Below are 23,601 nucleotides of genomic sequence, written 5' to 3'. Positions count from 1 at the left end.
CCGCGCGCCCTCACACACCCGCCACCGAGGACCAGACATCGGCGAGCCTGCGCTTGACCTGCTCCTTGCGTGTGAGCACCGGCACCTCCTCCTCGTCCTCCGGCAGGCGCAAGCCGACGACATTGACGCGGCCGCCGGAGATCGAGCGGGCGACCAGCACGATGGTGTCGAGCGCGACCGTCGCCCCTTCTTTCGGGGCGTTGTCGAGATGGATGTCGAAATAATCCGCCAAGGTCAGTCGCTCCTCGCCTTCGCCGAGCTTGACCCCGTAGATGCCGGCGACCTCGTCGAGCGTGTGTTCGGCCGAGACCATGAAGTCGCCGAGCAGATGCGGATCGGGCGCCGAGGACGGCGGCATGTCGACAAAGAAACGGTCGAGCGACTCGGCCTTTTCGGGCGGAGCCAGCAGATATAGATAGTCGCCCGGCGCGATCGGCTCGGCCTCGGCCGGCGACAGGATCTGCTGGTTGCGGATGACCAGCGTCGGCTTCGACCAGGACGGGATCAGGCCGCGGCGGAAATACAGACTCTTCGGGCGGATCGCGTAGCCGACCAGCTGCTGCTCGAGCTGGCCGGGCAGATCCAGTTCGATGCGGCGCGGGCCGCGATCGGTGCGCGGCAGAGCTACATGCAGCTTGCGCGCCGCCACCGCAAGCGTCCAGCCCTGCGCCAGCAGCGAGATGATCACCACGACGAACGCGACGTCGAAATAGAGATAGGCGTTGGACAGGCCGACCAGCATCGGGATCGAAGCGAGGAAGATCGCGACCGCGCCGCGCAGGCCGGTCCAGGCGATGAAGGCCTTCTCGCGCCAATTGAAACGGAACGGATAAAGGCAAAAGAACACCGCGGCGGGCCGCGCCACCAGCATCAGCATCAAGGCAACCGCGATCGCCGGCAGCAGGCTGTCGAGCAGCCGCTGCGGCGACACCAGAAGCCCGAGCAGCACGAACATCACGATCTGGGCCAGCCAGGTTGCGGCGTCGAGGAAAGTCACCACCGAATTATGCGCACGCGTCGGTCGGTTGCCGATGATGATTCCGGCAAGATAGACGGCGAGAAAGCCGGAACCATGGACGATCTGCGCCATGCCAAAGATGACCAGCGCGGCCGTCGTCACGAACGGCGCGTGCAGGCCCTGCGGCAGCGCCACCCGGTTGAGCCCCATCACGACCAAGCGGCCGCCGACGATGCCGAACAACGTGCCGAGCACGGCCTCACGAACGAGTTCAAACAGAAAATGCCCGAACGAGCCGTGGCCGACCGAGATCAGCTCGACCAGCATCAGGGTGAGGAAGACCGCGAACGGATCGTTGCTGCCGGACTCCGCCTCCAGCGTCGCGCCGACGCGCGGCCTCAAGCGCAGGCCTTGTGCATGCACCAGCAGGAACACCGCGGCTGCGTCGGTCGACGCGATGACGGCCCCAACCAGCAGGGCCTCGGTCCAGCCGAGGTCCAGGGCATATTTGGCGACCGGCGCCGTGATGAACGCCGTCATCAGCACACCGACGGTGGCAAGCACCATCGACGGAGCCAGCACGGTGCGGATGCTCTGGAAGCGGGTGCGCAGGCCGCCATCGAACAGGATCAGCGCGAGGGCGACCGATCCGACCAGATAAGTGGTACGGACATCCTGAAATTCGATATGACCAGGGCCGGAATCACCCGCCAGCATGCCGATCACCAGGAACACCAGCAGCAGCGGCGCGCCGAAGCGCAAGGCCAGCAGGCTCGACAGGATGCCGGCCATGACGAGGACCGCGCCAAGAAGGATGGCAATGCTGACGGCGTCGAGTGATGTCATGAAAAAACGTTGATGAATCCGACTTTTACATCCTTATCGTCGCCACACTTGCACGCCAACCGGATTTGCTCATATCGCGGCGATTTGCCCATTTTTCCATCCTTGTGCAGGTTCGCGGTATATTTCATGGCAATCGCCTGTGACGAAAACGAGCTAAATCCTAAGCGCCGGGCGTCCGTGCCCTTCCGTTCATTTCCGAGACCCGCCGATGGACTTTGACTTAAAAGACGTTCTCGAACTCCTGCAGACCGTCGCCCGCTCCATCGGCGCCGAGGTGACCTCGCCCTGGTTCTACCTCCAGCTCGGGCTGGTGCTGAGCGGCGCGGGCATCGCCTTTGCGACCAGCGCGGCGGTGCGCGCACGCATCGACGTGACCTCGCTGGCATTGGGCTGGCCGGGCCCGCTGCGGCAGCTGCTGCGCGTGCTGCTCGAGAGCGTCACCACGGTCGTGTTCGTGATCCTGATGCGGATCGCCCGCACCGGCATGGTGCTGTGGACGTGGCCGAGCCGCAGCTATCTGCTGGCCGTCGCGCTCAAGCTGGCGATGGCCTGGCTGGTCATCCGCCTGATCACCTCGGTGATCCGCAACACCTTCATCGTCCAGATCGTGTCGATCTCGGCCTGGCTGGTGGCGGCGCTCAGCATCATCGGCCAGCTCGACAACGTCGTCGACGCGCTCGATTCGGTGTCGGTCGTGCTCGGCGGCCTCCGGCTGACGCCGCTGCTGGTGATCAAGCTCGGTGTCCTGCTGCTCGGGGTGCTCTGGCTCACCAATGTCGCCAGCAATTTCGTCGAAAGCCGCATCACGCGCTCGACCGACCTGACACCGTCGATCCAGGTGCTGCTGATCAAGATGGTCCGCATGGGCCTGATGATTCTCGGCGTCGCCATCGCCATCAGCGCTGTCGGCATCAACCTGTCGGCACTCGCGATCTTCTCCGGTGCCGCCGGTGTCGGTATCGGTCTCGGCCTGCAGCGCATCGTCGCGAATTTCGTCGCCGGCATCATCCTGCTTGCCGACAAATCGGTGAAGCCGGGCGATCTCGTCACCATCGGGGACAGTTCAGGACGGATCAGCGCCATGAACACGCGCTATATCTCGGTTGCCGCCGGCGATGGCCGCGAGTTCCTGATCCCGAACGAGGACCTGGTCACCCAGAAGGTCACCAACTGGACCTACACCGACAAGAACACGCTGGTGAAAGTGAATTTCGGCACCAATTACGATGCCGATCCGCGGGTGGTCTGCAAGCTCGCAATCGAAATCGCCAACGAAACCCCGCGCACGCTGAAATCCAAGTCGCCGAGCTGCCTGCTGACGGAGTTCACCGAGGCCGGCATGAAGTTTTCGCTGACCTGCTGGATCGCCGATCCCAGCTATATGGACAGCGTCAAGAGCGAGGTGATGCTGGCGTTGTGGGAGGCGTTCAAGCGCGAGGGGATCCGGGTGCCCTACCCGGTGCGAGAGCTTCGCGTTCGCGGCGGCGCACTCCCGGTGGAAACCACCGTGGAGGTCCCGACTGGCTAGGGTCCTGCTGATCCGGCCGTACACACCCGACTTGCACAGGCCGGCACGATCATTAAATTAGGCGATCACCTGACGACATCCGGGAACGAAACAGGTCCATGAGCTATATCGAAGCCACCGACACCGCTGCGCGCAAAAACGGCCAAATCAAGCTGCATGGCGCAAGCGGCTTTGCCGGCATGCGCAAGGCGGGCGCGCTGGTGTCGAAGTGCCTCGATGCGCTCACCGACATCGTCAAGCCGGGCATTCCGACCTCGCGGATCGACGACTTCGTCCGCGATTTCGCCTTCAGCCACGGCGCCTATCCGGCGACGCTGATGTATCGCGGTTACCGCTACTCGACCTGCACATCGATCAATCATGTGGTCTGCCACGGCATGCCGAACGACCGGCCGCTGAAGGAAGGCGACATCATCAACATCGACGTGACCTTCATCTTCGATGGCTGGTACGGCGATTCGAGCCGGATGTATGCGATCGGTCCGATCTCGCGCAAAGCCGAGCGGCTGATCGAGGTCACCTACGAAGCGATGATGCGCGGCATCGCTGCGGTGAAGCCCGGCGCCACCACCGGCGACATCGGACATGCGATCCAGAGCTTCGTCGAGCCGCAGGGCATGAGCGTGGTCCGCGACTTCTGCGGCCATGGCCTGGGTCGCCTGTTCCATGACGAGCCGAACATCATCCATGTCGGCCGCCCCGGTGAGGGCGTGCTGCTCAAGCCCGGCATGTTCTTCACGATCGAACCGATGATCAATCTCGGCAAGCCGCATGTGAAGATTCTGTCCGACGGCTGGACCGCCGTGACGCGGGACCGTTCGCTATCGGCACAGTTCGAGCATTCGGTCGGCGTGACCGATCATGGCGTCGAGATCTTCACGCTCTCCGAGCGGCATGGCGAGAAGCCGCTGACGCAGGTGTGAGCGGCGCGCGGCCGCTTGCTGTCGCCGCGGTCCGATTGTTGCCATGCCCGGCTGCTCGACTGTTCCTCCCTTGCATGCGACTGCGGGAGGCAGCTCTGACGATCGCAACACGCCGTGGTGTCCTTGGCCTTCTCTCGGCGAGCGCCGCGCTGCTGTCCCGGCCGTCGCGGGCCGCCGAGACACCTGCGGCATCGGGCAGCGCCGATGATGCCTGCATCCTGACGCCGCAATCCGAATCCGGCCCCTATTATCTCGACCCCAAGCTGGTCCGCGCCGACATCGCCGAGGGACGGTCGGGCGTGCCGCTGGCGTTGCGGCTGCGCATCATCGAGGCCGGATCCTGCACGCCGCTCGCCGGCGCCCGAGTCGATATCTGGCATTGCGACGCCCGTGGCGTCTATTCCGGCTTCCCGGGCCAGAGCGACAATCATAAGGTGGACGAGAGCGGCAAGACCTTCCTGCGCGGCACGCAGATGGCCGACATCGCGGGCTGGGCCGGCTTCAAGACCATCTATCCCGGCTGGTATGCCGGACGCGCCACCCACATCCACTTCCGCGTCATTCTCGACGACGCCACGGTGTTGACCGGGCAGACCTTCTTCCCAGAGGCGCTGAACGAGTTCATCTACACCAACGTGCCGGACTATACCGGCCGGCCGAAACAGCGCTTCGTCATCAACGCCAATGATCGTGTCGCCAGCGAAGCCGATCCGGAGCACCGCGCTTATTGCGCCGTGAAGGAACAGCGCGACCATTATCTGGCCACGCTGACGCTGGCCGTGAGCCGCAAGGCAGCGGCGCCGGTCGAGATGCCAACCGGCAAGCTGCCGCCGGCACCGTGGATCAAGGACCGGCTGGCGGCGCTGGTGCCCGGGCTGAAGCGCAGCCCATTCTGATCACCTCGGCTCGCTGAACAGATAGGCCAGCGCCGCAAGCGGCAGGGCCGTGCCTAGCGCGGCCGCAAGCGTCCAGCCGCCATGCGCATAGGCAAAGGCGCCGATGCCGGAGCCGGCTGCGCCCGCGACGAAGAAGGTGGTCATGTAAAGGCCGTTGAGCCGGCTGCGCTGCGCGGCACCGAGCACGAACAGCACGCGATAGCCGAGGATGAGGCTGAGCTGCGCACCACAATCGATCGCGATGGCGGCAACGACCAGCATGGTCAGCGACCAGTTGCTGCCCGGCTGAAAGACCAGCGTCAGCGCGAAGCCGATGGCGCATAGCAGCATCGCGGCGATGGTCGCCGGCCTGGTCCAGCCGCGGTCGGCGATCCGCCCTGCGATCGGCGCCATGATCGCGCCGGCCACGCCGGCCAGCGCAAACAGCGCGATCCCGGTCTGCGACATCCGGAAGTCGGGTCCCGCCAGCAGCAGCGGCGACGTCGTCCAGAATACGCTGAAGCAGCTGAACAAGGCGGCCTGGTACAGCGCCCGGCGACGCAACGCCGGCGTGTCGCGATAGAGCTCGACCATCGACCCGAGCAGCTGGCCGTAGCTCAGCCGTGCCTGCGGCGTGCGCGGCGGCAGGGTCAGGCGCAGCACCACGGCCAGGGCGACCATGGCTGCCGCCGACGCCGCGTAGATCACGTGCCAGGACGCATGGGCCGCGACGAAGCTGGCGACGGGACGCGCCAGCATGATGCCGAGCATCAGCCCCGTGGTGACGTTGCCGACGGTGCGGCCGCGGATCGCCTCCGGCGCCATGTGTCCGGCATAGGGGATCAGGATCTGCACCGCGACCGAGCCGAAGCCGATCAGCAGCGCCGAGAACAGGAACGTGGCAGGGCTCGTCGCCAGCGAGGCGCAAGTCAGCGCGGCCGCGCCGACGATGATGGTGGTGATGACGAGCTTGCGGTTTTCGATGAGATCGCCGAGCGGCACGACCAGCAGGAGGCCCGCGCCATAGCCGATCTGGCTCATGGTCACCAGCAGTCCGGCCAGTTGCGGATTCAAGCCGAGATCAGCGCTGATCGGCCCGATCAGCGGCTGCGCATAATAGATGTTGGCGACGATCAGCCCGCAGGAGAAGGCCAGTAGCAGCGTGATCCAGGCCGACAGGCTGTCGGCGGAGTCGGACGTCAAAGTGGTCAATGGAAGCGTCTCCCGGGGCGGGACCGGAATGTCCTGATCGCGAAATGAAAGCCTTGGCCGCGATGTTGCATCGCGACATTGGAAGGCCTGACATAGGTGCTGGCCATCCGCCGCACCAATTCACGTCTGCGTGGGCGCCGCAACGGGCAGGAGTCACACGAAAGCAGGAAACACAACCGGCGTGCGCCTGCGCGATCGCGGCAGGCACACGCCGTTCGGTTTCTCTAGGGCGCGCGAGGCACGCCGGTCTCGGAGGCGGCGGGCCGGCGGCCGCCGATGAGTCGCGGCAGCAGCATCGGAACCCGCTCGCGGTAGCGCTGATAGGTCTCGCCGAACGCGGCGATCAGATCGCGCTCCTCCAATTGCAGCCCGACCAGGATGTAGGCCGTATTCAGCACGGCGAACAGCAGGTGGCCGACTGTCATCGTCGGCGTGGCCCAGAAAGCGAGCAGGAAACCCAGCATCAGGGGGTGCCGCACCAGACGGTACAGCAGCGGTGCCTTGAAGGGTTCCGGCGGCGCCTCGGTGCCACGCAGCGCGAACAGCGCCTGGCGCAGCCCGAACAGGTCGAAATGATTGATCATGTAGGTGGAGGCCAGCACGATCAGCCAACCCAGCCAATGCATGCCCGTCAGGCTGGCGGCCACGATGCCCTCGGCCTGCCAGACCGGTGCCGGAATCGGACGCCATTGCCAGAACAGCAACAGCAGCATCAGGCTGGTCAGCAGCACATAGGTGCTGCGCTCGGCCGCCGCCGGAATGACGCGCGTCCACCATCGCTTGAAAGCCGGCCGCGCCATCACGCTGTGCTGGAGCGCGAACAGCGCAAGCAGCGCGACGTCGATCAGGATCGCCTCCCCCCAATCCCCCGGAGGACCAGTGTCGATCGATTTGGCAATGAACTGGTTATAGTTGCCGACGAAGCCGAGCGCCCAGATGAAGGACACGAAAAAGACGGCGTAGCTCGCAATGGCGTAGAACATGATGAAGAGACGTGCGATCATGAAACGGTTCCCTGGTATGTGGTCCGCAGCGCTGCCGACCGTGGAACGTCGACGGTTTGGGGCGGCGCGCGCGATCGGACCTGATCGCTAGCAGGCGACCGTCCCCCGAGCGTCCCCGGACGCCGTCATTGCAGGTCGCATCCAGCAGGTCGCATCCAGATGGCGCGGTTCAGCATCAGGACATTTGGCTATCCGGAGATCCGGCGCGACGGCGAGCCGTGCCGCCTGCCGCTGCGCAAGGGGCTCGCATTGCTCGTCTACCTGGCTGAGACCAAGAGCGCGGTCGCACGCGAGGTCGCCGCGACGATGTTCTGGCCAGACAGCTCCGAAGGCGTTGCGCGCGGGCGGCTGCGACGGCTGTTGCACCGCATTCAACTGACGCTCGGCGATGACTGCCTGAGCATCGACCGGTCGACGATCCGCTGGGCGCCATCGGTGGATCTGGAGGTGGATTCGGCGCTGTTCGAGGCGGCCTGCGATCGCGGCGCGTTCGAGCTCGCCGGCCGTCTCCAGACCGACGAATTTCTCGCCGGCTTCACGCCGAACGGTTGCCCGCAATTCGACGAATGGGCTTTCTTTCGGCGCGAAGCCCTGCGCGGCCGGGCCGTCCAGGCGCTGGAACGCGTGGTGCAGGACAAGAACGCCGCCGGCGATTACGCTGCGGCCGCAGCCCATGCCGCCCGCCTGGTCGCGCTCGACCCGCTGAGCGAGGTGTATGGCCGCGCTTTGATCCGCAACCTGATGTTGGCCGGAGACCGCAGCGCGGCCGAGCGGCAGCTCGACGCCCTCACAGTGCGGCTGCGCGACGAGCTCGGTGTGGCGCCTGAGCCAGAGACTCTGGCGCTGCTGAGCCCGGCTCTGCGAACCGACGATGCGCCGACGACGCACTATGTCGCCGGCGACGGCGTTCATCTCGCATTCCAGATCCATGGCGCAGGCCCGCTCGACATTCTGCTGCTGCCCGGCTTCGTCTCGCATGTCGAACGGGTCTGGGAGGAGCCGCATTGCCGGGTTCTGCTGTCCACACTCGCAACCATGGGCCGTCTCATCCTGTTCGACCGCCGCGGCATCGGGCTGTCGGATCGCGTCGGCTTCAGCCCCAGCGTGGCCGCCACCGCGCGAGACATCGCAACCGTGCTCGACGCCGCCGGCAGCCGGCGCACCGTCCTGCTCGGCGCCTCCGAGGGCGGCCCCGCCTGCATCGCCTTCGCCGCCGAGCACCCCGAGCGCGTCGCCGGGCTGATCCTGTTCGCGTCGCTGGCCAAGGGCAGCGCGACGGCCGACTATCCGCATGCGTTGCAGGCTGCGCAATATGATCGGTGGCTGCGACAATTGGTGACCGAATGGGGCGGGCCCGCCGGGATCGAGACCTTCGCGCCGAGCCTCGCCGGCGATGCCCAGGCCCGCGCCTGGTGGGCCGGCCTGTTGCGGGCGGCATCGAGTCCCGGCGCCATCAAGGGCCTGCTCGAGGCGTTCCGGGACATGGACGTCCGGCAACTGCTGCCGCTGGTGTCCGTTCCGACCCTGGTGCTGCACCGGCGCCGCGACCGCGCCGTGGTCATCGGGGCCGGCCGGCATCTCGCCAGTCACATCCGTGATGCGCGGTTCGTCGAGCTGGAGGGCGCCGATCACTGGATGTTCGCCGGCGAGCAGCAGCCAGTCATCGCGGAGATCGGTGCGTTTCTCGCCAGCCTGCCCATGTGAGCACAATGTCTCGATCCGTGCGACGCGCGTGATTCGACGCGTCGGGCGAGCGCGACCGTCCATTTCCGACGCAGGCCGCGACAGTTCGAGGTTGCAAAAGCGCGCCGCCGCGGCATGCTGGTACCGATGGCAGACAAATCCCTCCCGGCCGACGCTCCGCCACCCGAGACGCCGCATTATCACGGCCATCGGCAGCGGCTGCGCGAGCGCTTTCACAGCGCCGGCCCCGATGCGCTGAACGACTATGAGCTGCTGGAGATGGTGCTGTTCGCGGCGCTGCCGCGGCGCGACATCAAGCCGCTGGCCAAGGCCCTGCTCAAGATGTTCGGCTCGTTTGCCGAAGTGATCCACGCACCGGAGCCGCGGCTGCGCGAGATCGACGGCATCGGCGAGGCCTCGATCACCCAGCTCAAGCTGATCGCCGCCGCCGCGCACCGCATCGCCAAAGGCGAGGTGAAGCACAAGCACGCGCTGTCGTCCTGGCAGGAGGTGATCACTTATTGCCGGACCAGCATGGCCTTCGCCGAAAAGGAGCAGCTGAGGCTGCTGTTCTTCGACAAGCGCAACCAGCTGATCGCGGACGAAGTGCAGCAGACCGGCACCGTGGACCATACGCCGGTCTATCCGCGCGAAGTCATCAAGCGGGCCCTGGAGCTGTCGGCGACGGCGATCATCCTGGTGCACAACCACCCGTCGGGCGACCCGACGCCCTCGCAGGCTGACATCCGCATGACCAAGACGATCGTCGATATCGCCAAGCCGCTCGGCATCACCGTTCACGACCACATCATCGTCGGTCGGAACGGGCACATCAGCCTCAAGGGATCGGGGCTGATGTGAGCCGCCGATGCGGCTGTGATCAGCCTCGCCGCACGGCAGGCGATCACCTCAGCCGCGCGCAGCGTCCCTGTCGCAGCCCGGCAGATCGTGGAAGGTCACGCAGGCGATCCACAATGTCAGCGAATACGTCACCTCAACGGCTGCCGCGGTCGAGGAGCAGAGCACCGTGACGACCGAGATGTCGACAGCATGCAGCGGGCCGCGGCGGAGGCCGCCAGGATCGCGGGCGGGTGAGCTGCACGACCTCCACTTGAACCGATCGACTGTGAAGCGTCACCCAATCGGGTGAGGCCTGAACGGAGAGATCACGCATGCGAGCGGCTTGGCTCGGACTCCTGAACCTTTTTGCCCTGAACCTTCTCGCGGTCAGCGCGGCAAGCGCCTATGACGCCACCGACCCGGCCAATTGCACGGGCATCGGCTGGGACGATGCCCGGCCGCTGACGGTTGCCCGGGTGACTGGGCAGCCGCGCGTGAACTTCGTCAAGAGTCCTTATGACGACGACTTCAAGGCCGCGAGCTGCCCCGTGCCGACCGAGGCCTGCCGGAAGAAGAGCTACCTCGTCAGCGATGATTGGGTGCTGGTCGGCAGGACCAGGGGCAACTTCACCTGCGTCACCTACCAGCCGCCGCGCACGAAGAGCCAGACCTGGGCCCGCGGCTGGTTGCCGCGAGCGGCGCTCGCGCCCGTCGCGCCGATGGCTGCGCCAACGCTTTCGGACTGGACCGGCAGTTGGGTACATCCCGGCGGCCAGCTCACGATCAAGGCGGCAGGCGGAGGCCGGCTCAGAATCGAAGGCGACCAGGTCGTGCCGGCGGGCCGCGATCTCAACAACGGCTCGATCGCCGCCACGGCGCAGCCGAAGGGCGGCGTCATCGCCTTCGTCGAGGATGGCACCACGCCGTTCGAGCAACCGAACGGCGCCGACGAATGCCGCGTGCGCCTGCAGCGAATCGGCGCCCTGCTGCTGGTCGAGGACAACAATGATTGCGGCGGCGCCGGCGTCAGCTTCACCGGGCTGTACCATCGCAGATAGCGCGCACAGCTCGCTCTCATCCGCGCACCATCGCGCCTCTTGAGCCGTTGCGGGGTGCTTGTCGGGTGCAGTGGACGGCTCGAGCCAGGACTAAGCTGGACCAGCTCCCAGCTGGAATATAGAATCTCATCCGGGCCAGATGAGGAAACAATGGCGCTTCGCGGGTGGCGGCTGAACCTGAAGCTTGATCTGAAACGCGGACCGGCCGACGTCCCTGTGTATCTTCAGATTGTTCACGGTCTCCTTGGCGAAATCAGGCGCGGACGGCTCATCCCGGGGGAAGTGCTGCCAGGTTCGCGGGAGATGGCGCAAAGACTCGGCGTCAACCGCAAGACCGTCATGATCGCCTATGACGAGTTGATTGCTCAGGGCTGGCTGACGTCTCGTGGCACCAAAGGGACGTTCGTCTCCGCAAAACTTCCGGAGCCCAAGGCGAGGCCATCGGAATCGAGCAACGATGGCGTGCGCTCACGGAACGAAGCAAGGAATATCGGCAGGCTGGCGCCGGCGGTGCAGCTTCCTGTCATCTTCCCGCAGCCGGGCATGCTGCTGCTCGATGATGGAACGCCCGATACTCGACTGTTCCCCGCGATGAGCTTCTCACGCGCCTATCGGAGCATCATGACGGTGGGAGGCAAGGTCGGGAAGCTCGGCTATGGCGATCCCCGCGGCAATCTCAGTTTAAGGTCCGCGATCTCGCGCATGCTGAACGTCGACAGAGGCCTCGCAACCACCCCTGAGCACATCTGCCTCACGCGAGGCAGCCAGATGGCGATCTATCTCGTATCGCGGCTCATGATTCGCCCGGGTGATCACGTTGTCGTGGACGACCTCACCTATCCGCCCGCCTGCGAGGCGTTTCGAATGGCGGGCGCCAATATTCTCAGGGTGCGCGTCGACGACGATGGCACCGATATGGCAAGCCTCGAAAAGGTCTGCCGACGTCATCGGGTCCGTCTGGTCTATCTGACGCCTCACCATCATTTCCCAACGACTGTGCTGCTGAGTCCGACTCGGCGGCTGCGGCTGCTCGAGCTCGCCTCGCGCTTCGGCTTCGTCGTCGTGGAGGACGACTACGACCACGAATTTCATTTCCAACATCAGCCTCTGCTGCCGTTGGCGTCGTTCGATCCATCGGTCCTCTATATCGGATCGATGTCAAAGCTGCTGTCTCCGAGTCTCCGGCTCGGCTACATGTTTGCGCCTGCGAAATTCATCGAACGGGCGGCGCAGGAAATCTGTCTCATCGACCGGCAGGGCGATCCCGTCACCGAACAGGCCGTCGCTGAGCTCGTCGAGACCGGCGAGGTCAGACGCCACGCCAGCCGGGCGCGTAAGATCTACGCAACTCGACGAAAGAAGCTGGCAGCGCTGTTGCGCGCTGAGCTTCACGGCACGGTCGACTTCCGCCTTCCCGACGGCGGTCTGGCGTTCTGGCTCACTTTTGTCCGGACGTCGGACCTGGATCGATTGGAGCAAACTGCGCCGAAGCATGGCTTGCAGTTTTTGCCCAGCCGCAGCTTTTCCGGCCGGCCCGACGGCCGGCGCGGAATTCGGATCGGCTTTGCCGCCCTGGACGATGCAGGATTGCGCGAAGCGGTCAGACGGATGAAGGCGGCGATCGCCTCCTGAGCTGCGGACACGACTCCTTCATCAGCAACGGTCCGCTGGACCATCTGAGTTCGGAAAAACTGGACCACGGCTCGTTTCCGTTTCCCGGATTATTGATCGACGCGACCAAGTTGATGGTCGGTGACCAAGGCCGTTGCGTGATGACAACCAGAGTAACACTTGCATCAGGACGAACGTTCGAGGCGCGGCCGGACGAAACCATTCTCGCGGCCGCGACGCGAGCAGGCGTCTGGCTGCCGAGCGCCTGCGGCGTGGGATCATGTGGCAGCTGTAGGACCAGAATCATCACGGGTGAGTTCGTTCATCGCGGGTCGACCAGCAGCCTCGGCCGCACCGATGACCCGGCTGCGGCGCTGCTGTGCCGTGCCAGCGCGCTCACCGACATCACCATCGACATCGCTGAGCTGTCCGAGCCGCCAGCGCGTGAAAGACCAACGGTTCCCGCTCGGGTGATCGCGTTGAAGCGCGAGACCGAAAACGTCATGCGCGTCACGCTCCGATTTCCTCCGTTCGCAAAGCCGGACTACACGCCCGGCCAATTCATCGGCATTCGCCATTCCGACGGCTTTGACCGCTCGTTCTCGATTGCAAATGCCCCCCGCGAGGACAGCTCGATCGAGTTGCACATCGGACGTGTCGCCGGTGGTGCTTTCACCGGACACGTGTTCGAGCAGTTGAAGATCAACGAGATCCTGCAGGTGAACGGCCCGTTCGGAAGCTTCGTCTATTCGTCTCAGCAACGTCCCTCGATCTTTGTTGCCGGCGGTACGGGCATCGCGCCCATCCGCGCCATCCTTGAAGCGTTGACGCAGGAGATATCAAGCTCACCGCTTCATCTCTATTGGGGCAGCAGCAACCGGAACGGCTTCTATATCGACGGCGAGATCAAGAGCCTCTGCGCGGCAATTCACGGCCTCACCTATGCTCCGGTGCTGTCGGTGCCCGATGCCAGCTGGACGGGACGCGCCGGACTGGTGCATGAGGCCGTGCTGCAGGACTTCGCCGACCTGTCGGGTATCGACGTCTACGCCTGCGGAAATCCTCACATGGTTAACGCCACGTACAAGGCCGTGTGCTCGCGGGGCGCCCGGCCAGACCGCTTCTTTGCGGACAGCTTCGATCATCGATGATCGTTACATCCCGCCTCATCTCAATCCAGAGAAGGACTGCCTCATGATCAGCATCAAGGATCTGTTCGTGTATCCCGTCAAATCGTGCAAGGGCATCAAAGTGTCCGAGGTCGAGCTGTCACCGACCGGCTTTCTCGACGACCGGAACTGGATGGTGATCGACGAAGCCGGCGTATTCGTCACCCAGCGGGAACATCCGAAGCTTGCTCTGGTCGAGCCGACGCTCACCGCCGACGAGCTCATCCTGAAGGCTCCCGGCATGCAGGATCTGGCCGTTCCACGCAAGACTTGCTCCAGCCAAAGCCGCGACGTCGAGCTGTTCGGCGAGAAGATCCCCGCGATCATCGCGGGCGACGAGCCTTCGAGCTGGTTCAGCGACTATCTGGGCGGACATTTCAGCTTTGTCTCGCGCGACCAGCGATTTCTTCGGAAGGGCGGAGTCCAATATCCGTCGCGAGACGATGCGCCCACCAGCTTCGTCGATAATTACGGAATCCTGGTCGTCTCGGAGGCGTCGCGCGCCGATCTGAACAGCAGACTCGCTTCCGGCGTGCCGATGAACCGCTTCAGGCCCAACATCGTGATCGAGGGCGTCGACGCCTACGGCGAGGATTATTTTGCGCGCGCTTATGTCGGTGATGTCGCTCTCCGCTTCGTGGACGTGTGCTATCGCTGCAACATGACCACGATCGACCAGGACAAAGCGGAATTCGGCCACGAGCCGCTACAAACACTTGGCCACTACAGACATTCGAGCATCGGTGTCCGGTTCGGCAGCTATGCGGCCGTCGCGGATGGGATCGGCAAACGACTGGCGGCCGGAAGTCGGCTGGAGATCGAATTGAACTTCTGATCGAGCAGCCCTGCCGCGTCGCGCGCAACCGTTCCCGCGCGCGCGACTGCTCACGCCCACCGCCGCGCCATCGCGACGCTGAGCACCACGATCGCTGCGGCGCCGAGCATGGTGGCGGACACCGGCTCGTGCAGCAGCAGGCTCGCAAAGGCCAGTCCGAGAAACGGCTGGAGCAGCTGCAACTGGCCGACGCTGGCCGTGCCGCCGCGCGACAGCCCGCGGTACCAGAAGGCGAAGCCGATGAACATGCTGAAGACGGAGACATAAGCGAGCCCCAGCCAGGCCGGCGCGGTGATGGGCTGTGCCGACTGCGGCCATGTCAGCAGCGACAGCGTCAGCATCACCGGCGACGACAGCAGCAGCGCCCACGAGATCACCTGCCAGCCCCCCAGCCGGCGAGTCAGCACGGCGCCTTCGGCATAGCCTAGGCCGCAGACGACAATGGCGGCGATCATCGCGAGATCGCCGATGGGCGAAGCCGCGTCGTCCTGCGAAAGCGCAAAGCCCGACACAGCGGCCGCGCCGAGACCCGCGAACAGCCAGAACAACGGTCGCGGCCGTTCCCCTCCGCGCAGCACGCCGAACAAGGCGGTCGAGAGCGGCAGCAGGCCGATGAAGACGATCGCATGCGCCGAGGTGACGTGCTGGAGCGCGAGCGCGGTCAGCAGCGGAAAGCCGATGACCACGCCGAGCGCGACGATCATCAGCGACGGCAATTCGCGCCGTCCCGGAAGCGGCTGCCGCAGCGCTGCGAGGCACAGTGACGCAAGCAGCGCCGCGAGCGTGGCACGCGCGCCGGTCAGAAAGAGCGGCGCGAAGCCATCGAGCGCGGCGCGCGTCGCCGGCAGCGAGCCGCTGAAAATGGTCATACCGATGGCGCCGCTGCCCCAGCCGTCGATCGATCCCTTCATGTGAGCCTCCGTCGAGGCTCCTGCTTAGCTCCGCGCGCCTTGCCGTGACAGCCACAGAGCAATACAATCCGGCAAAACTGTACTGGCCTATCTGGTGATACACTTGCGCCCTTCGACCTCAGAGCCGCGTCCGGCCGGCCTCAGAACGACAGCGGTCGTCGAAGCCATCCGGCAGCGGCTGGCGACGCGCAGCCTGGGGCCAGGCCAGCGCCTGCCATCGATCCGCGCCTTCGCAGCCTTGATGGGCGTCGCGCCAGCCACCGTCGTCGAGGCCTATGATCGGCTGGCGGCCGAGGGAATCATCCGTGCCCGGCGCGGGTCGGGCTTCTATGTCGCCGACATGGCGCCGGAACCGCTCGCCTTGGCCGGGAGTGAACCGCGCCGTCCACGCGCGGTCGATCCGTTCTGGGTGTCGCGGCAGTCACTCGATGCCGATGCGACCACGCTGATGCCGGGCTGCGGCTGGTTGCCGGCCGACTGGATGCCGCAGGAGGCGCTGCGCCGCGCCGTTCGCGCGCTGGCGCGCAACGACGGCCCGGTGCTGACGCATTACGGCGCCGCCCGCGGATCGGCGAGCCTGCGCCGCGTGCTGCAGTCCCGCCTCGCCGGCCTTGGCATCGAGGCCACGAGCGAGCAACTCGTGCTGACCTCGTCAGGTACACAGGCCATCGACCTGATCTGTCGCATGCTGCTACGCCCCGGCGACACCGTGCTGGTCGACGATCCCTGCTACTTCAATTTCCTGGCGCTGCTGCGCGCACACCAAGCCCGGATCGTCAGCGTGCCGATGACGCCGAGCGGCCCCGATATCGCGCAATTCGAGGCGGTGCTCGCGGCCGAGCGCCCGCGGCTCTACATCACCAATTCCGGGCTGCATAATCCGACCGGCGCGACATTATCCGCGCAGACCGCACATCGTCTGCTCAACGCCGCCGCGGCGCACGACACCATCATCATCGAGGACGATATCTACGGCGATTTCGCGCCCGAGCCGTCGCCGCGCCTCGCCGCGCTCGACGGGCTGGCGCGCGTGATCCTGGTCGGCAGCTTCTCCAAGACGTTGTCGGCCGCGCTGCGCTGCGGCTTCATCGCCGCACGCGCCGATTGGATCGAACCGCTGATCGACCTCCAGATCGCGACCGGCTTCGGCGGCCCCGGACAATTCGCTGCAGAGACGCTGACGCAGATCCTGACCGGCGGCAGCTACCGCAAGCATGTCGACGAGTTGCGCGCGCGTCTGGCCCGGGCACGGCCGCGCGTCGCCGCACGGCTGCAGCGCCTCAGCATCGTGCCCTGGCTGATGCCGCGCGGCGGCTTTCACCTCTGGTGCAGGCTGCCGGATGGATGCTTGGCGATCGACGTGGCGCAGGCGGCGCTCACGAACGATGTCGTACTGGCGCCCGGCGACGTGTTCAGCGCGGCGCAATCAGCCGCGGCCATGATGCGGTTCAACGTCGCGCATTGCGAGGATGCGCGCGTGATGGCCGTGCTGGAACGCGCCATTGCGCAAGTCGCGCATGGCAACGCAGCTCGGGTTTCGAGGGGAGCTGAAGCCTAGTAGCAATAGCGCGGATGCACGCGCACCCAGGCGCCGTCGCCGCGCTGCAGGTAGCAGCCGTTCCGGTATGAATAATAGCCGCTGCGGCGACGCTCGCCTTCGGCGCCGATGACGGCTCCCGTTCCGGCTCCGATCACGGCCCCGATCGCCGCGCCACGTCCGCCGCCCAGCGCGCCACCCAGGATCGCGCCGCCCGCGCCGCCGAGAATGGCGCCGCCCAGCGCGTCCTGCGCGGCGGCCTGATGCAGCGGCGCGACAGTCGCCAAGGTCAGCAGCGCGACGGCGCCGAGACGGGTGGCAAAGCGTATCCCCAGGTGTCGGATCATGAGCGGGCCTCCGTTCCGAGCACGCTAGTCAGCCCGGCCGGGCCGTTCTTGATGCAGATCAAGGCGAGGTCAAGGCAGCAGAATCCGGATTCCGCGCCGTGCGTCAGGCCGCGGCGCGCTGATCCTGGGTATGATCCTCGACGATGCTGAGGAGATATTTCGGCTGCCCCTCTCCGACCGTCACCGGGAGCCGGCGGACCACCACGTCGCGCTTGCCATTGCCGGGCGTGTCGATGCTATGCGCCTTCGGCGTCTCGTCGCCGACCTCATCGAGATGAGCGCGATCGAAGCTCTCCAGCAGCTCGCCTGTGGGCTCGGGGAACAGCTCGCGGGCGGCGCGGCCGATGATCTGCGCACGCGGCAGACCGAACAGCTTTTCCGCCGCGTGGTTCACGAAGACATAGCGCAGCGATTGTGCATCCTTCGCCACGACCGCCTGCGGGATGTTTTCCAACAGCGCAGCGAGGAAATATTCGGCGCGCGCCAGAATCCGTTCATTGCGCCGCTGCGTGGTGAAGTCCTCATGCGTGGCGATCCAGCCGCCCCCATCCATCGGACGCTCGCAGACCCGGATGATGCGACCGTCGCCGAGCTCGAACTCGGAGATCGCCGGCTTGCCCTCTCTGATGCGCTCGCGCAATGAGGCGAGAAAATCGGCCGGCTTTTCGCGCAGGAGCCCCTGCCGCGCGCGATGCGCAAGGATGTCGCGCATATGCGTGCCGGGACGCGCGATCGAGGCGGGCAGGCCATACAGCGCACGATACTGGTCGTTGACCATCAGAACATAACAGAAGCTGTCCAGCATGATCAGCCCCTGGGCCATGTTGGCGACGGCGGCATCCAGGCGCTGCTGGCTGCTGAGCGCGCCCTGCTCCAGCCGCTCGTGCTGGCGCAGGATAACGGCATGCTGCCGCTCGATCTCGATCTCATGCTCTTCAAGTTCCTGCAGCCGGAATACATTGTCTTGATACGTCTCGACGGCATGGGCGACATGGCCGATCTCGTCATGGCGCCGCGCATGCGGAATCTTCAGCTTGATCCGTCCCGCAGCAATACGATCGGTCACGCGGGCGATGTCCAGAAGCGGCATCAGGACGCCCCAGCGCAGCGCCAGCGCTGCAGCCGCAATCAGCACGATGATGAGGAGGCCAAGTCCACCCAGATAGAACGCCACCATACCGCGCGCGTCGGCGGCCTCACCGAGTTCGCGGATGCGATCAGCGTAGAGCTGTGACAATGTTTCGAGGTCCTCGTTCAACGCGGTGCGCACCGCGCGGTTCTCGTCATTGTCGCCGAGCTCGCGCGCCGCGGATGAGCCGACCGAGATGGTACGGCGCGCCATCTCGGTGCGGAAGGCGACGAATTGATCGATCCGCTGCCGGAACGGCGCGAATGTCGCGGCATCGTCGGCAGGCAGCAGCGCTTCCCACTCTTCGACGATCTTGGTCAGTTGCCGGAGTTTCGCGAGCAATGAATCAGCGTAGCGCCGCGCCACGTTGCGATCGGCCGACATGTAGATGCCGCGCGACTCCATGACGACGGCGTAGATCGTCGCATTGGCCCGCTCGATGTTGCGCGATGCGGCGGCGAGGGCTTCGAGCCGGTCGTAGAACAGGCGCTGCTCACGGAGCGCGGACAGCGCACCCAGCGTCGACAACATCACAAGGACGGCAAAGCCGGCCGCAGCGGCGGAAATCTTGTCGTTGAGGTCGAAGGACGGCAGTGAATTGGTGAACCTGCGCAACACGGCTTGCATGGCTGGCTCCCAGCGCGGAGACAACCATCAGACGCAAGATCTGTAAACGACACGTTCCAAGCGGCACAGCAAGTCGCAACGAATCGTTAACCCGGGTTTCGCGATTGTTAACGCCCGCCGGGCGTCGACCTCACTGCCTGAGCATGATGAGCGGATTGGCGCTGTCCGGCACCAGCCGCCATTGCGCATTGTCGTCGGCCTCGAACCGCCAGGTCTCGCCGCGATCCGACATCAGCATCATCTGGCCGTGCTCGAGCCGCCACTGCGACGGCGCAAACGCCGCGATCGCGGAATCGCATTTCGGCTTCACGAACACCTGAAAGTTGTCGTTGCCGGCGTCGTTATTGGTCAGCACCAGGCTGCAGATCGTGGCACCATTGCCGCGCACCATGGCCCAGTCGCCGATCATCTGGTCCATCGATTTGGCAAGCGATCGCGCCGCCGCCAGGTTCTGCAGGATGTAGACACCCTCGCCCTGGCGCAGGCCTTCGAAGATGCCGGACTCGACCTCGGTGAAGTCGATCACCGCCTCGCCATTGGCGGACTGCAGGCTGACGATGTCGAGCCCCTTCACGGTCCAGCCTGCGATGTCCTTGGTGAAGGGCAGCGCGGCGGCGCAGCCCGGCTCCAGTTCGAGCTTCTGCCCGCGCGGCGCCGCGTCGGGCTTCAAGGTCAGAACGCAGGTCTTGCTGCGCTCGGTGGTCGCGAGCTCCCACTGGCCGATCATCGCCTTCTTCAGGCTGGTCGCATCCTGCGCAACGGCAGGGATCACAGCCACCGACGACGAAAGCGCGATCAGCAAGGAGAGAGCTCGGTTCATCAGCGGCCTTTCACCGGCGTTTCGGGAACGGGCGTCAGCGGTGGCTTGCCGGCGAACCAGACCTTCAGGTTGTCGACCACCAACTGATCCATCGCGTTGCGGGTTACAATGGCAGCCGAGCCGATGTGTGGCAGCAGCACGACATTATCCATCGCCTTGAGCTCGTCGGGGACCGCCGGCTCCTTCTCGAACACGTCGAGGCCGGCGGCCAGGATGGTGCCGGACTTCAGCGCATCGACCAGCGCCGCCTCGTCGATCACCGAACCGCGGGCGACGTTGACGACGACGCCGCGCGGTCCGAGCGCCTTCAGCACCTCGGCATTGACGATTTTGTTGGTGCTGGCGCCGCCGGGAACGATCACGACCAGGGTGTCGACGTCCTTCGCCATCTGCAGCAGGTCGGGATAGTGCTTGTTGGCGACGCCGGCGGCGGCATTGCGCGAATGATAGACGACGGGCACCAGCGAGGCTTCGAGCCGGCGCGCGATCGCCTGGCCGATGCGACCCATGCCGACCATGCCGACGGTGCGGTCGCGCAGCGAGCCGACGCTGAGCGGATACGGCTTTGACGTCCATTCGCCCGAGCGCACGAAGCGGTCGGCCTTGATGAACTCGCGGCAGGTCGCGATCAGCAGGCCGAGCGCGACGTCGGCGACCTCCTCGGTCAGCACGTCCGGCGTGTTGGTGACAACGATGCCGTGCTGACCGGCGTGGGCGGCTGCGATGTGATCGTAGCCGACGCCGAAGCTCGCGATGATCTCCAGCCTGGGCAGCGAGGCCATCACGGCGGCATCGGTCTTCACGGTGTGGAAGGTCACGGCGACGCCGCGGATCCGGCCCTTCACCTCCGCCGGCAGCGCTTCGAGATCGGCCTGCGTCGTCGCATGGTGCACGTTGAAGCTGTCCGGGAACCCTTTCTCCAGGATCGGCCGCAGCGGCCCATAGATCAGAACATCGATCTTGTCAGACGAAGTGGCCGCCATCAGCTGTCCTTTCCAAGCGCGCTCTCATGCCAGCGCCGCAAAACGAGGTGGGAAACTAGCGCCAGCAAGCCATAGATGACAATCCCGGCGACCGACAGCAGCACCAGCGCTGCGAACATGCGGGGGATGTTGAGTCGGTAACCCGATTCCGCGATGCGATAGGCAAGGCCCGAGCCGGCACCGGCGCTGCCCGCGGCGATCTCGGCGACGACGGCACCGATCAGCGACAGGCCACCGGCGATGCGCAGCCCACCGAGAATATAGGGCAAGGCGGCGGGCAGCTTCAGATAGCGCAAGGTCTGCCAGCGCGAGGCGCCATACAATTGGAACAGACCGGCGAGATTGCGGTCGACCGAGTTGAGCCCGAGCGCGGTGTTGGACAGCACTGGAAAAAAGCCGACGATCCAGGCGCAGGTCACCACCGCCGTCTGCTGCGGCAGATAGATCAGCAGCAGCGGCGCAATCGCGATCACGGGCGTCACCTGCAGCACAACGGCGTAGGGAAACAGCGCCCATTCCAGCCAGCGCGACTGATTGAAGAGCAGCGCCAGCGCGATGCCGCCAAGGGCTGCGGCGATGAAACCTTCCAGCGTCGTGATGAGCGTGGTCAGCAGCGACTGCGCCAGTATGTCCCAGTCGCTGACCAGCGTCTTCAACACCAACAGCGGTCCCGGCAGCACATAAGGCTGGATCCCATTGAGGCGCACCACCACCTCCCACGCCGTCAGCGCCGCAACGAAGACGACAGCCGGAACGGCCAGGCTCGCCAGCCGCGCACCGGAGACGAATGCGCCTCGCTCACGGGGGCCGGTCACAGCGCATGCACTCCGGTATAGGCCGGCGCCAGGGCATCCGAGACGCGGCGGCAATAGCCGGCATAAGCGGCGGATGCGCGGAACGCATCATCCCGCGGCGCATCGGCGTCGATCTTGATCTCGGCACTGAGCCGGCCCGGCCGCGCCGTCATCACCAGCACGCGCTGCGACAGATAGACCGACTCGAACACCGAATGGGTGACGAACAACACGGTCATGCTGAGGCTGCGCCATAGCGCCAGCAGGTCGTTATTGAGGCGGAAACGCGTGATCTCGTCGAGCGCCGCGAACGGCTCGTCCATCAAGAGAATGTCCGGCCGCGTCACCAGCGCCCGCGCCAGCGACGCCCGCATCTTCATGCCGCCGGACAATTCGCGCGGAAAGGCATCGGCAAAGTCGGACAGGCCGACCTGCGCCAGCGCCGCATCGATGCCCGTTCGCGCCTCGGCCGCCGGCACATGGGCAAGCTTCAGCGGCAGACCGACATTGTCGCGCACGCTGGTCCAGGGCATCAGCGTCGGCTCCTGGAACACGAAGCCGATGCGATGGCCGGGGCGGGGTGCCGAGGACGCCGCGGCAATGTCGAGCGTGCCGCTGCTCGGGCTGGCCAATCCCGCGATCAGCCGCAGCGCCGTCGACTTGCCGCAGCCGGACGGGCCGAGCAGCGAGACGAACTCGCCCCTGCCGATCGAAAGATCAATCGGCCCGAGCGCAGCGACGCCGGACTCATAGATCTTGGTTACGCCGCGCAGGCGCACCGCGACATCGGCGGCACGCTCGGGCGAAGGGGACGAGCTCATCTGCTGAAAGCGCCGGTCACGCGTCCTACTTCTTCGGCCGGAGATCGACGCCGACGCCCTTGTTGACGAAACGCAAGGTGTAGGATTTGCGATAATCGACGGTCGGCTTGACCACGCCCGCCCGGACCATCTTGTCGAAGAAGCTGGTGATGCGCTCCTCGGTCATGGCGCCGATGCCCTTCTCCACGCTGTCGCCGGAATCGACGATGCCGTACTCTTTCATCTTGGCAACCGAATAGGCCAGCAGGTCGTCGGTCATCTCCGGGTTCATCTTCTTGATCAGCGCATTGCCTGCAGAGTTGTCGCCATAGATGTAATTGTACCAGCCGATGATCGAGGCATCGACGAAGCGCTGGACCAGGTCCGGCTTGCTCTCGATCAGGTCGCGCCGCGTCTCGATCAAGGTCGAATAGGTGTTGAAGCCGTAATCGGCGAGCAGGATCACGCCCGGCTTGAAGCCTGCAGCGCGCTCGACCGCGAACGGCTCCGACGTGACATAGCCCTGCATCGCGCTCTGGGCGGTGGCGATGAAAGGCTGTGGATTGAAGGTATAGGGCCGGACGTTCTTCTCGGAGAAGCCGTATTCCGACTTCAGCCATTGATAATAGCTGGAAATGCCCTCCTTGGAGACGAACAGGGTCAGCGGCTTCAGTTCGTCCAGCTTGGTGATCTTGGACTCCGGATGCGTCAGGAACACCTGCGGGTCCTTCTGGAACATCGCCGCGATCGACACCACCGGCACGTTGTTGGCGACCGCATCGAACGCCATCAGCGTGTTCGCCGCCATGAAGAACTCGATCTTGCCGGAAATCAGCAGCATCCGGTTGTTCTCGTTGGGACCGCCGGGCACGATGGTCACGTCGAGGCCGTAGCGCTTGTAGGTGCCGTCGGCGACCGCCTGGAAGAAGCCGCCATGCTCGGCCTCGGCCACCCAATTGGTGCCGAACGAGACCTTGTCGAGGGTCTGGGCCTGGACGGCCCCGACCATCGCGCCCGCGACCAGCCATGCCGCCATTAACGTTCGCGACAGAAGCGCCTGCGCCATGTCTGGTCTCCCCGGTTCTTTCAGGCTGAACATGCTAAGATTGGT

21 protein-coding genes are annotated in these 23,601 nt (G+C 65.4%); 10 read left to right on the top strand and 11 right to left on the bottom strand.

Going from position 1 to position 23,601, the window contains the following annotated elements:
- Positions 1-10 precede the first annotated feature (10 nt).
- Entirely contained in the window at positions 11-1,804 is a 1,794-nt protein-coding gene (locus HL671_RS06015; protein ID WP_012047143.1) for a potassium/proton antiporter, read from the bottom strand.
- A 208-nt stretch (positions 1,805-2,012) separates the two neighbouring features.
- Here HL671_RS06015 and HL671_RS06010 point away from each other — a divergent pair, with 208 nt between their 5' ends.
- The 3 genes from HL671_RS06010 to HL671_RS06000 all read left to right on the top strand — a co-directional run bounded on the left by HL671_RS06010 (position 2,013) and on the right by HL671_RS06000 (position 5,151).
- Entirely contained in the window at positions 2,013-3,332 is a 1,320-nt protein-coding gene (locus HL671_RS06010) for a mechanosensitive ion channel family protein (protein ID WP_012047144.1), read from the top strand.
- A 98-nt stretch (positions 3,333-3,430) separates the two neighbouring features.
- Positions 3,431-4,255 (top strand): type I methionyl aminopeptidase, encoded by an 825-nt coding sequence (gene map / locus HL671_RS06005; RefSeq protein ID WP_172235875.1) that lies wholly within the window; start codon positions 3,431-3,433, stop codon positions 4,253-4,255.
- Between the two features lie 95 nt (positions 4,256-4,350).
- Positions 4,351-5,151 carry an intradiol ring-cleavage dioxygenase gene (locus tag HL671_RS06000; protein ID WP_172235890.1) on the top strand — a complete coding sequence of 267 codons (801 nt, stop codon included), beginning with the start codon at positions 4,351-4,353 and terminating at the stop codon, positions 5,149-5,151.
- Here the strand turns inward: HL671_RS06000 and HL671_RS05995 are convergent, their stop codons facing one another.
- The gene (locus tag HL671_RS05995; RefSeq protein ID WP_012047147.1) at positions 5,152-6,342 is read right to left on the bottom strand and encodes an MFS transporter; all 1,191 of its coding nucleotides are present in this window, start codon (positions 6,340-6,342) and stop codon (positions 5,152-5,154) included. It abuts the gene before it with no gap.
- Positions 6,343-6,566: 224 nt separating this feature from the next.
- On the bottom strand, positions 6,567-7,346 hold the full coding sequence (gene mddA, locus HL671_RS05990) for a methanethiol S-methyltransferase (RefSeq protein ID WP_041751082.1): 780 nt from the start codon (positions 7,344-7,346) through the stop codon (positions 6,567-6,569).
- A 159-nt stretch (positions 7,347-7,505) separates the two neighbouring features.
- On the opposite strand from mddA, the gene HL671_RS05985 reads away from it, so the two are divergent.
- The 6 genes from HL671_RS05985 (at position 7,506) to HL671_RS05960 (ending at position 14,542) form a co-directional block, all read left to right on the top strand.
- Complete coding sequence (locus HL671_RS05985) at positions 7,506-9,050, top strand: bifunctional AfsR/SARP family transcriptional regulator/alpha/beta hydrolase (protein ID WP_172235874.1); 1,545 nt, start codon at positions 7,506-7,508, stop codon at positions 9,048-9,050.
- A gap of 126 nt (positions 9,051-9,176) precedes the next feature.
- Positions 9,177-9,890, top strand: coding sequence for a RadC family protein (radC, locus tag HL671_RS05980; protein ID WP_172235873.1), 714 nt, complete (start codon positions 9,177-9,179; stop codon positions 9,888-9,890).
- A gap of 311 nt (positions 9,891-10,201) precedes the next feature.
- A complete protein-coding gene (locus HL671_RS05975) occupies positions 10,202-10,927 on the top strand; it encodes a hypothetical protein (protein WP_172235872.1) in 726 nt (241 codons plus the stop codon).
- A 39-nt stretch (positions 10,928-10,966) separates the two neighbouring features.
- Positions 10,967-12,559, top strand: coding sequence for a MocR-like pyridoxine biosynthesis transcription factor PdxR (gene pdxR, locus HL671_RS05970; RefSeq protein WP_210263780.1), 1,593 nt, complete (start codon positions 10,967-10,969; stop codon positions 12,557-12,559).
- 140 nt (positions 12,560-12,699) lie between these two features.
- Complete coding sequence (locus HL671_RS05965) at positions 12,700-13,689, top strand: 2Fe-2S iron-sulfur cluster-binding protein (protein WP_041751755.1); 990 nt, start codon at positions 12,700-12,702, stop codon at positions 13,687-13,689.
- Between the two features lie 43 nt (positions 13,690-13,732).
- Positions 13,733-14,542 carry an MOSC domain-containing protein gene (locus tag HL671_RS05960; RefSeq protein WP_172235871.1) on the top strand — a complete coding sequence of 270 codons (810 nt, stop codon included), beginning with the start codon at positions 13,733-13,735 and terminating at the stop codon, positions 14,540-14,542.
- A 50-nt stretch (positions 14,543-14,592) separates the two neighbouring features.
- Here the strand turns inward: HL671_RS05960 and HL671_RS05955 are convergent, their stop codons facing one another.
- Positions 14,593-15,453 carry a DMT family transporter gene (locus tag HL671_RS05955; RefSeq protein WP_172235870.1) on the bottom strand — a complete coding sequence of 287 codons (861 nt, stop codon included), beginning with the start codon at positions 15,451-15,453 and terminating at the stop codon, positions 14,593-14,595.
- Positions 15,454-15,556: 103 nt separating this feature from the next.
- Here HL671_RS05955 and HL671_RS05950 point away from each other — a divergent pair, with 103 nt between their 5' ends.
- Positions 15,557-17,011, top strand: coding sequence for an aminotransferase-like domain-containing protein (locus tag HL671_RS05950; protein ID WP_012047219.1), 1,455 nt, complete (start codon positions 15,557-15,559; stop codon positions 17,009-17,011).
- Here HL671_RS05950 and HL671_RS05945 read toward each other — a convergent pair.
- The 7 genes from HL671_RS05945 to HL671_RS05915 form a co-directional block, all read right to left on the bottom strand.
- Positions 17,008-17,337, bottom strand: a complete 330-nt coding sequence (locus HL671_RS05945) for a glycine zipper domain-containing protein (protein ID WP_012047220.1) — start codon at positions 17,335-17,337, stop codon at positions 17,008-17,010. The two genes, HL671_RS05950 and HL671_RS05945, sit on opposite strands and share 4 nt — an antisense overlap.
- 103 nt (positions 17,338-17,440) lie before the next feature.
- Positions 17,441-19,093 carry a PAS-domain containing protein gene (locus tag HL671_RS05940; protein ID WP_012047221.1) on the bottom strand — a complete coding sequence of 551 codons (1,653 nt, stop codon included), beginning with the start codon at positions 19,091-19,093 and terminating at the stop codon, positions 17,441-17,443.
- A gap of 130 nt (positions 19,094-19,223) precedes the next feature.
- A complete protein-coding gene (locus tag HL671_RS05935) occupies positions 19,224-19,820 on the bottom strand; it encodes an AprI/Inh family metalloprotease inhibitor (protein WP_012047222.1) in 597 nt (198 codons plus the stop codon).
- Positions 19,821-19,912: 92 nt separating this feature from the next.
- Positions 19,913-20,896 (bottom strand): 2-hydroxyacid dehydrogenase, encoded by a 984-nt coding sequence (locus tag HL671_RS05930; RefSeq protein WP_012047223.1) that lies wholly within the window; start codon positions 20,894-20,896, stop codon positions 19,913-19,915.
- Complete coding sequence (locus HL671_RS05925; protein WP_041751756.1) at positions 20,896-21,666, bottom strand: ABC transporter permease; 771 nt, start codon at positions 21,664-21,666, stop codon at positions 20,896-20,898. Before HL671_RS05925 ends, HL671_RS05930 begins: the two co-directional genes overlap by 1 nt.
- Positions 21,667-21,707: 41 nt before the next feature.
- Positions 21,708-22,511: an ABC transporter ATP-binding protein gene (locus tag HL671_RS05920; RefSeq protein ID WP_012047225.1), complete on the bottom strand. Its 804-nt coding sequence runs from the start codon at positions 22,509-22,511 to the stop codon at positions 21,708-21,710.
- Positions 22,512-22,536: 25 nt separating this feature from the next.
- Positions 22,537-23,526 carry an ABC transporter substrate-binding protein gene (locus tag HL671_RS05915; RefSeq protein WP_012047226.1) on the bottom strand — a complete coding sequence of 330 codons (990 nt, stop codon included), beginning with the start codon at positions 23,524-23,526 and terminating at the stop codon, positions 22,537-22,539.
- Positions 23,527-23,601: the final 75 nt, after the last annotated feature.

This window comes from Bradyrhizobium denitrificans (assembly GCF_013179005.1).
Taxonomy (GTDB): domain Bacteria; phylum Pseudomonadota; class Alphaproteobacteria; order Rhizobiales; family Xanthobacteraceae; genus Bradyrhizobium; species Bradyrhizobium denitrificans.
Note: the sequence above shows the minus strand (reverse complement) of the source record. Positions and strands in the feature narration are given on the sequence as shown.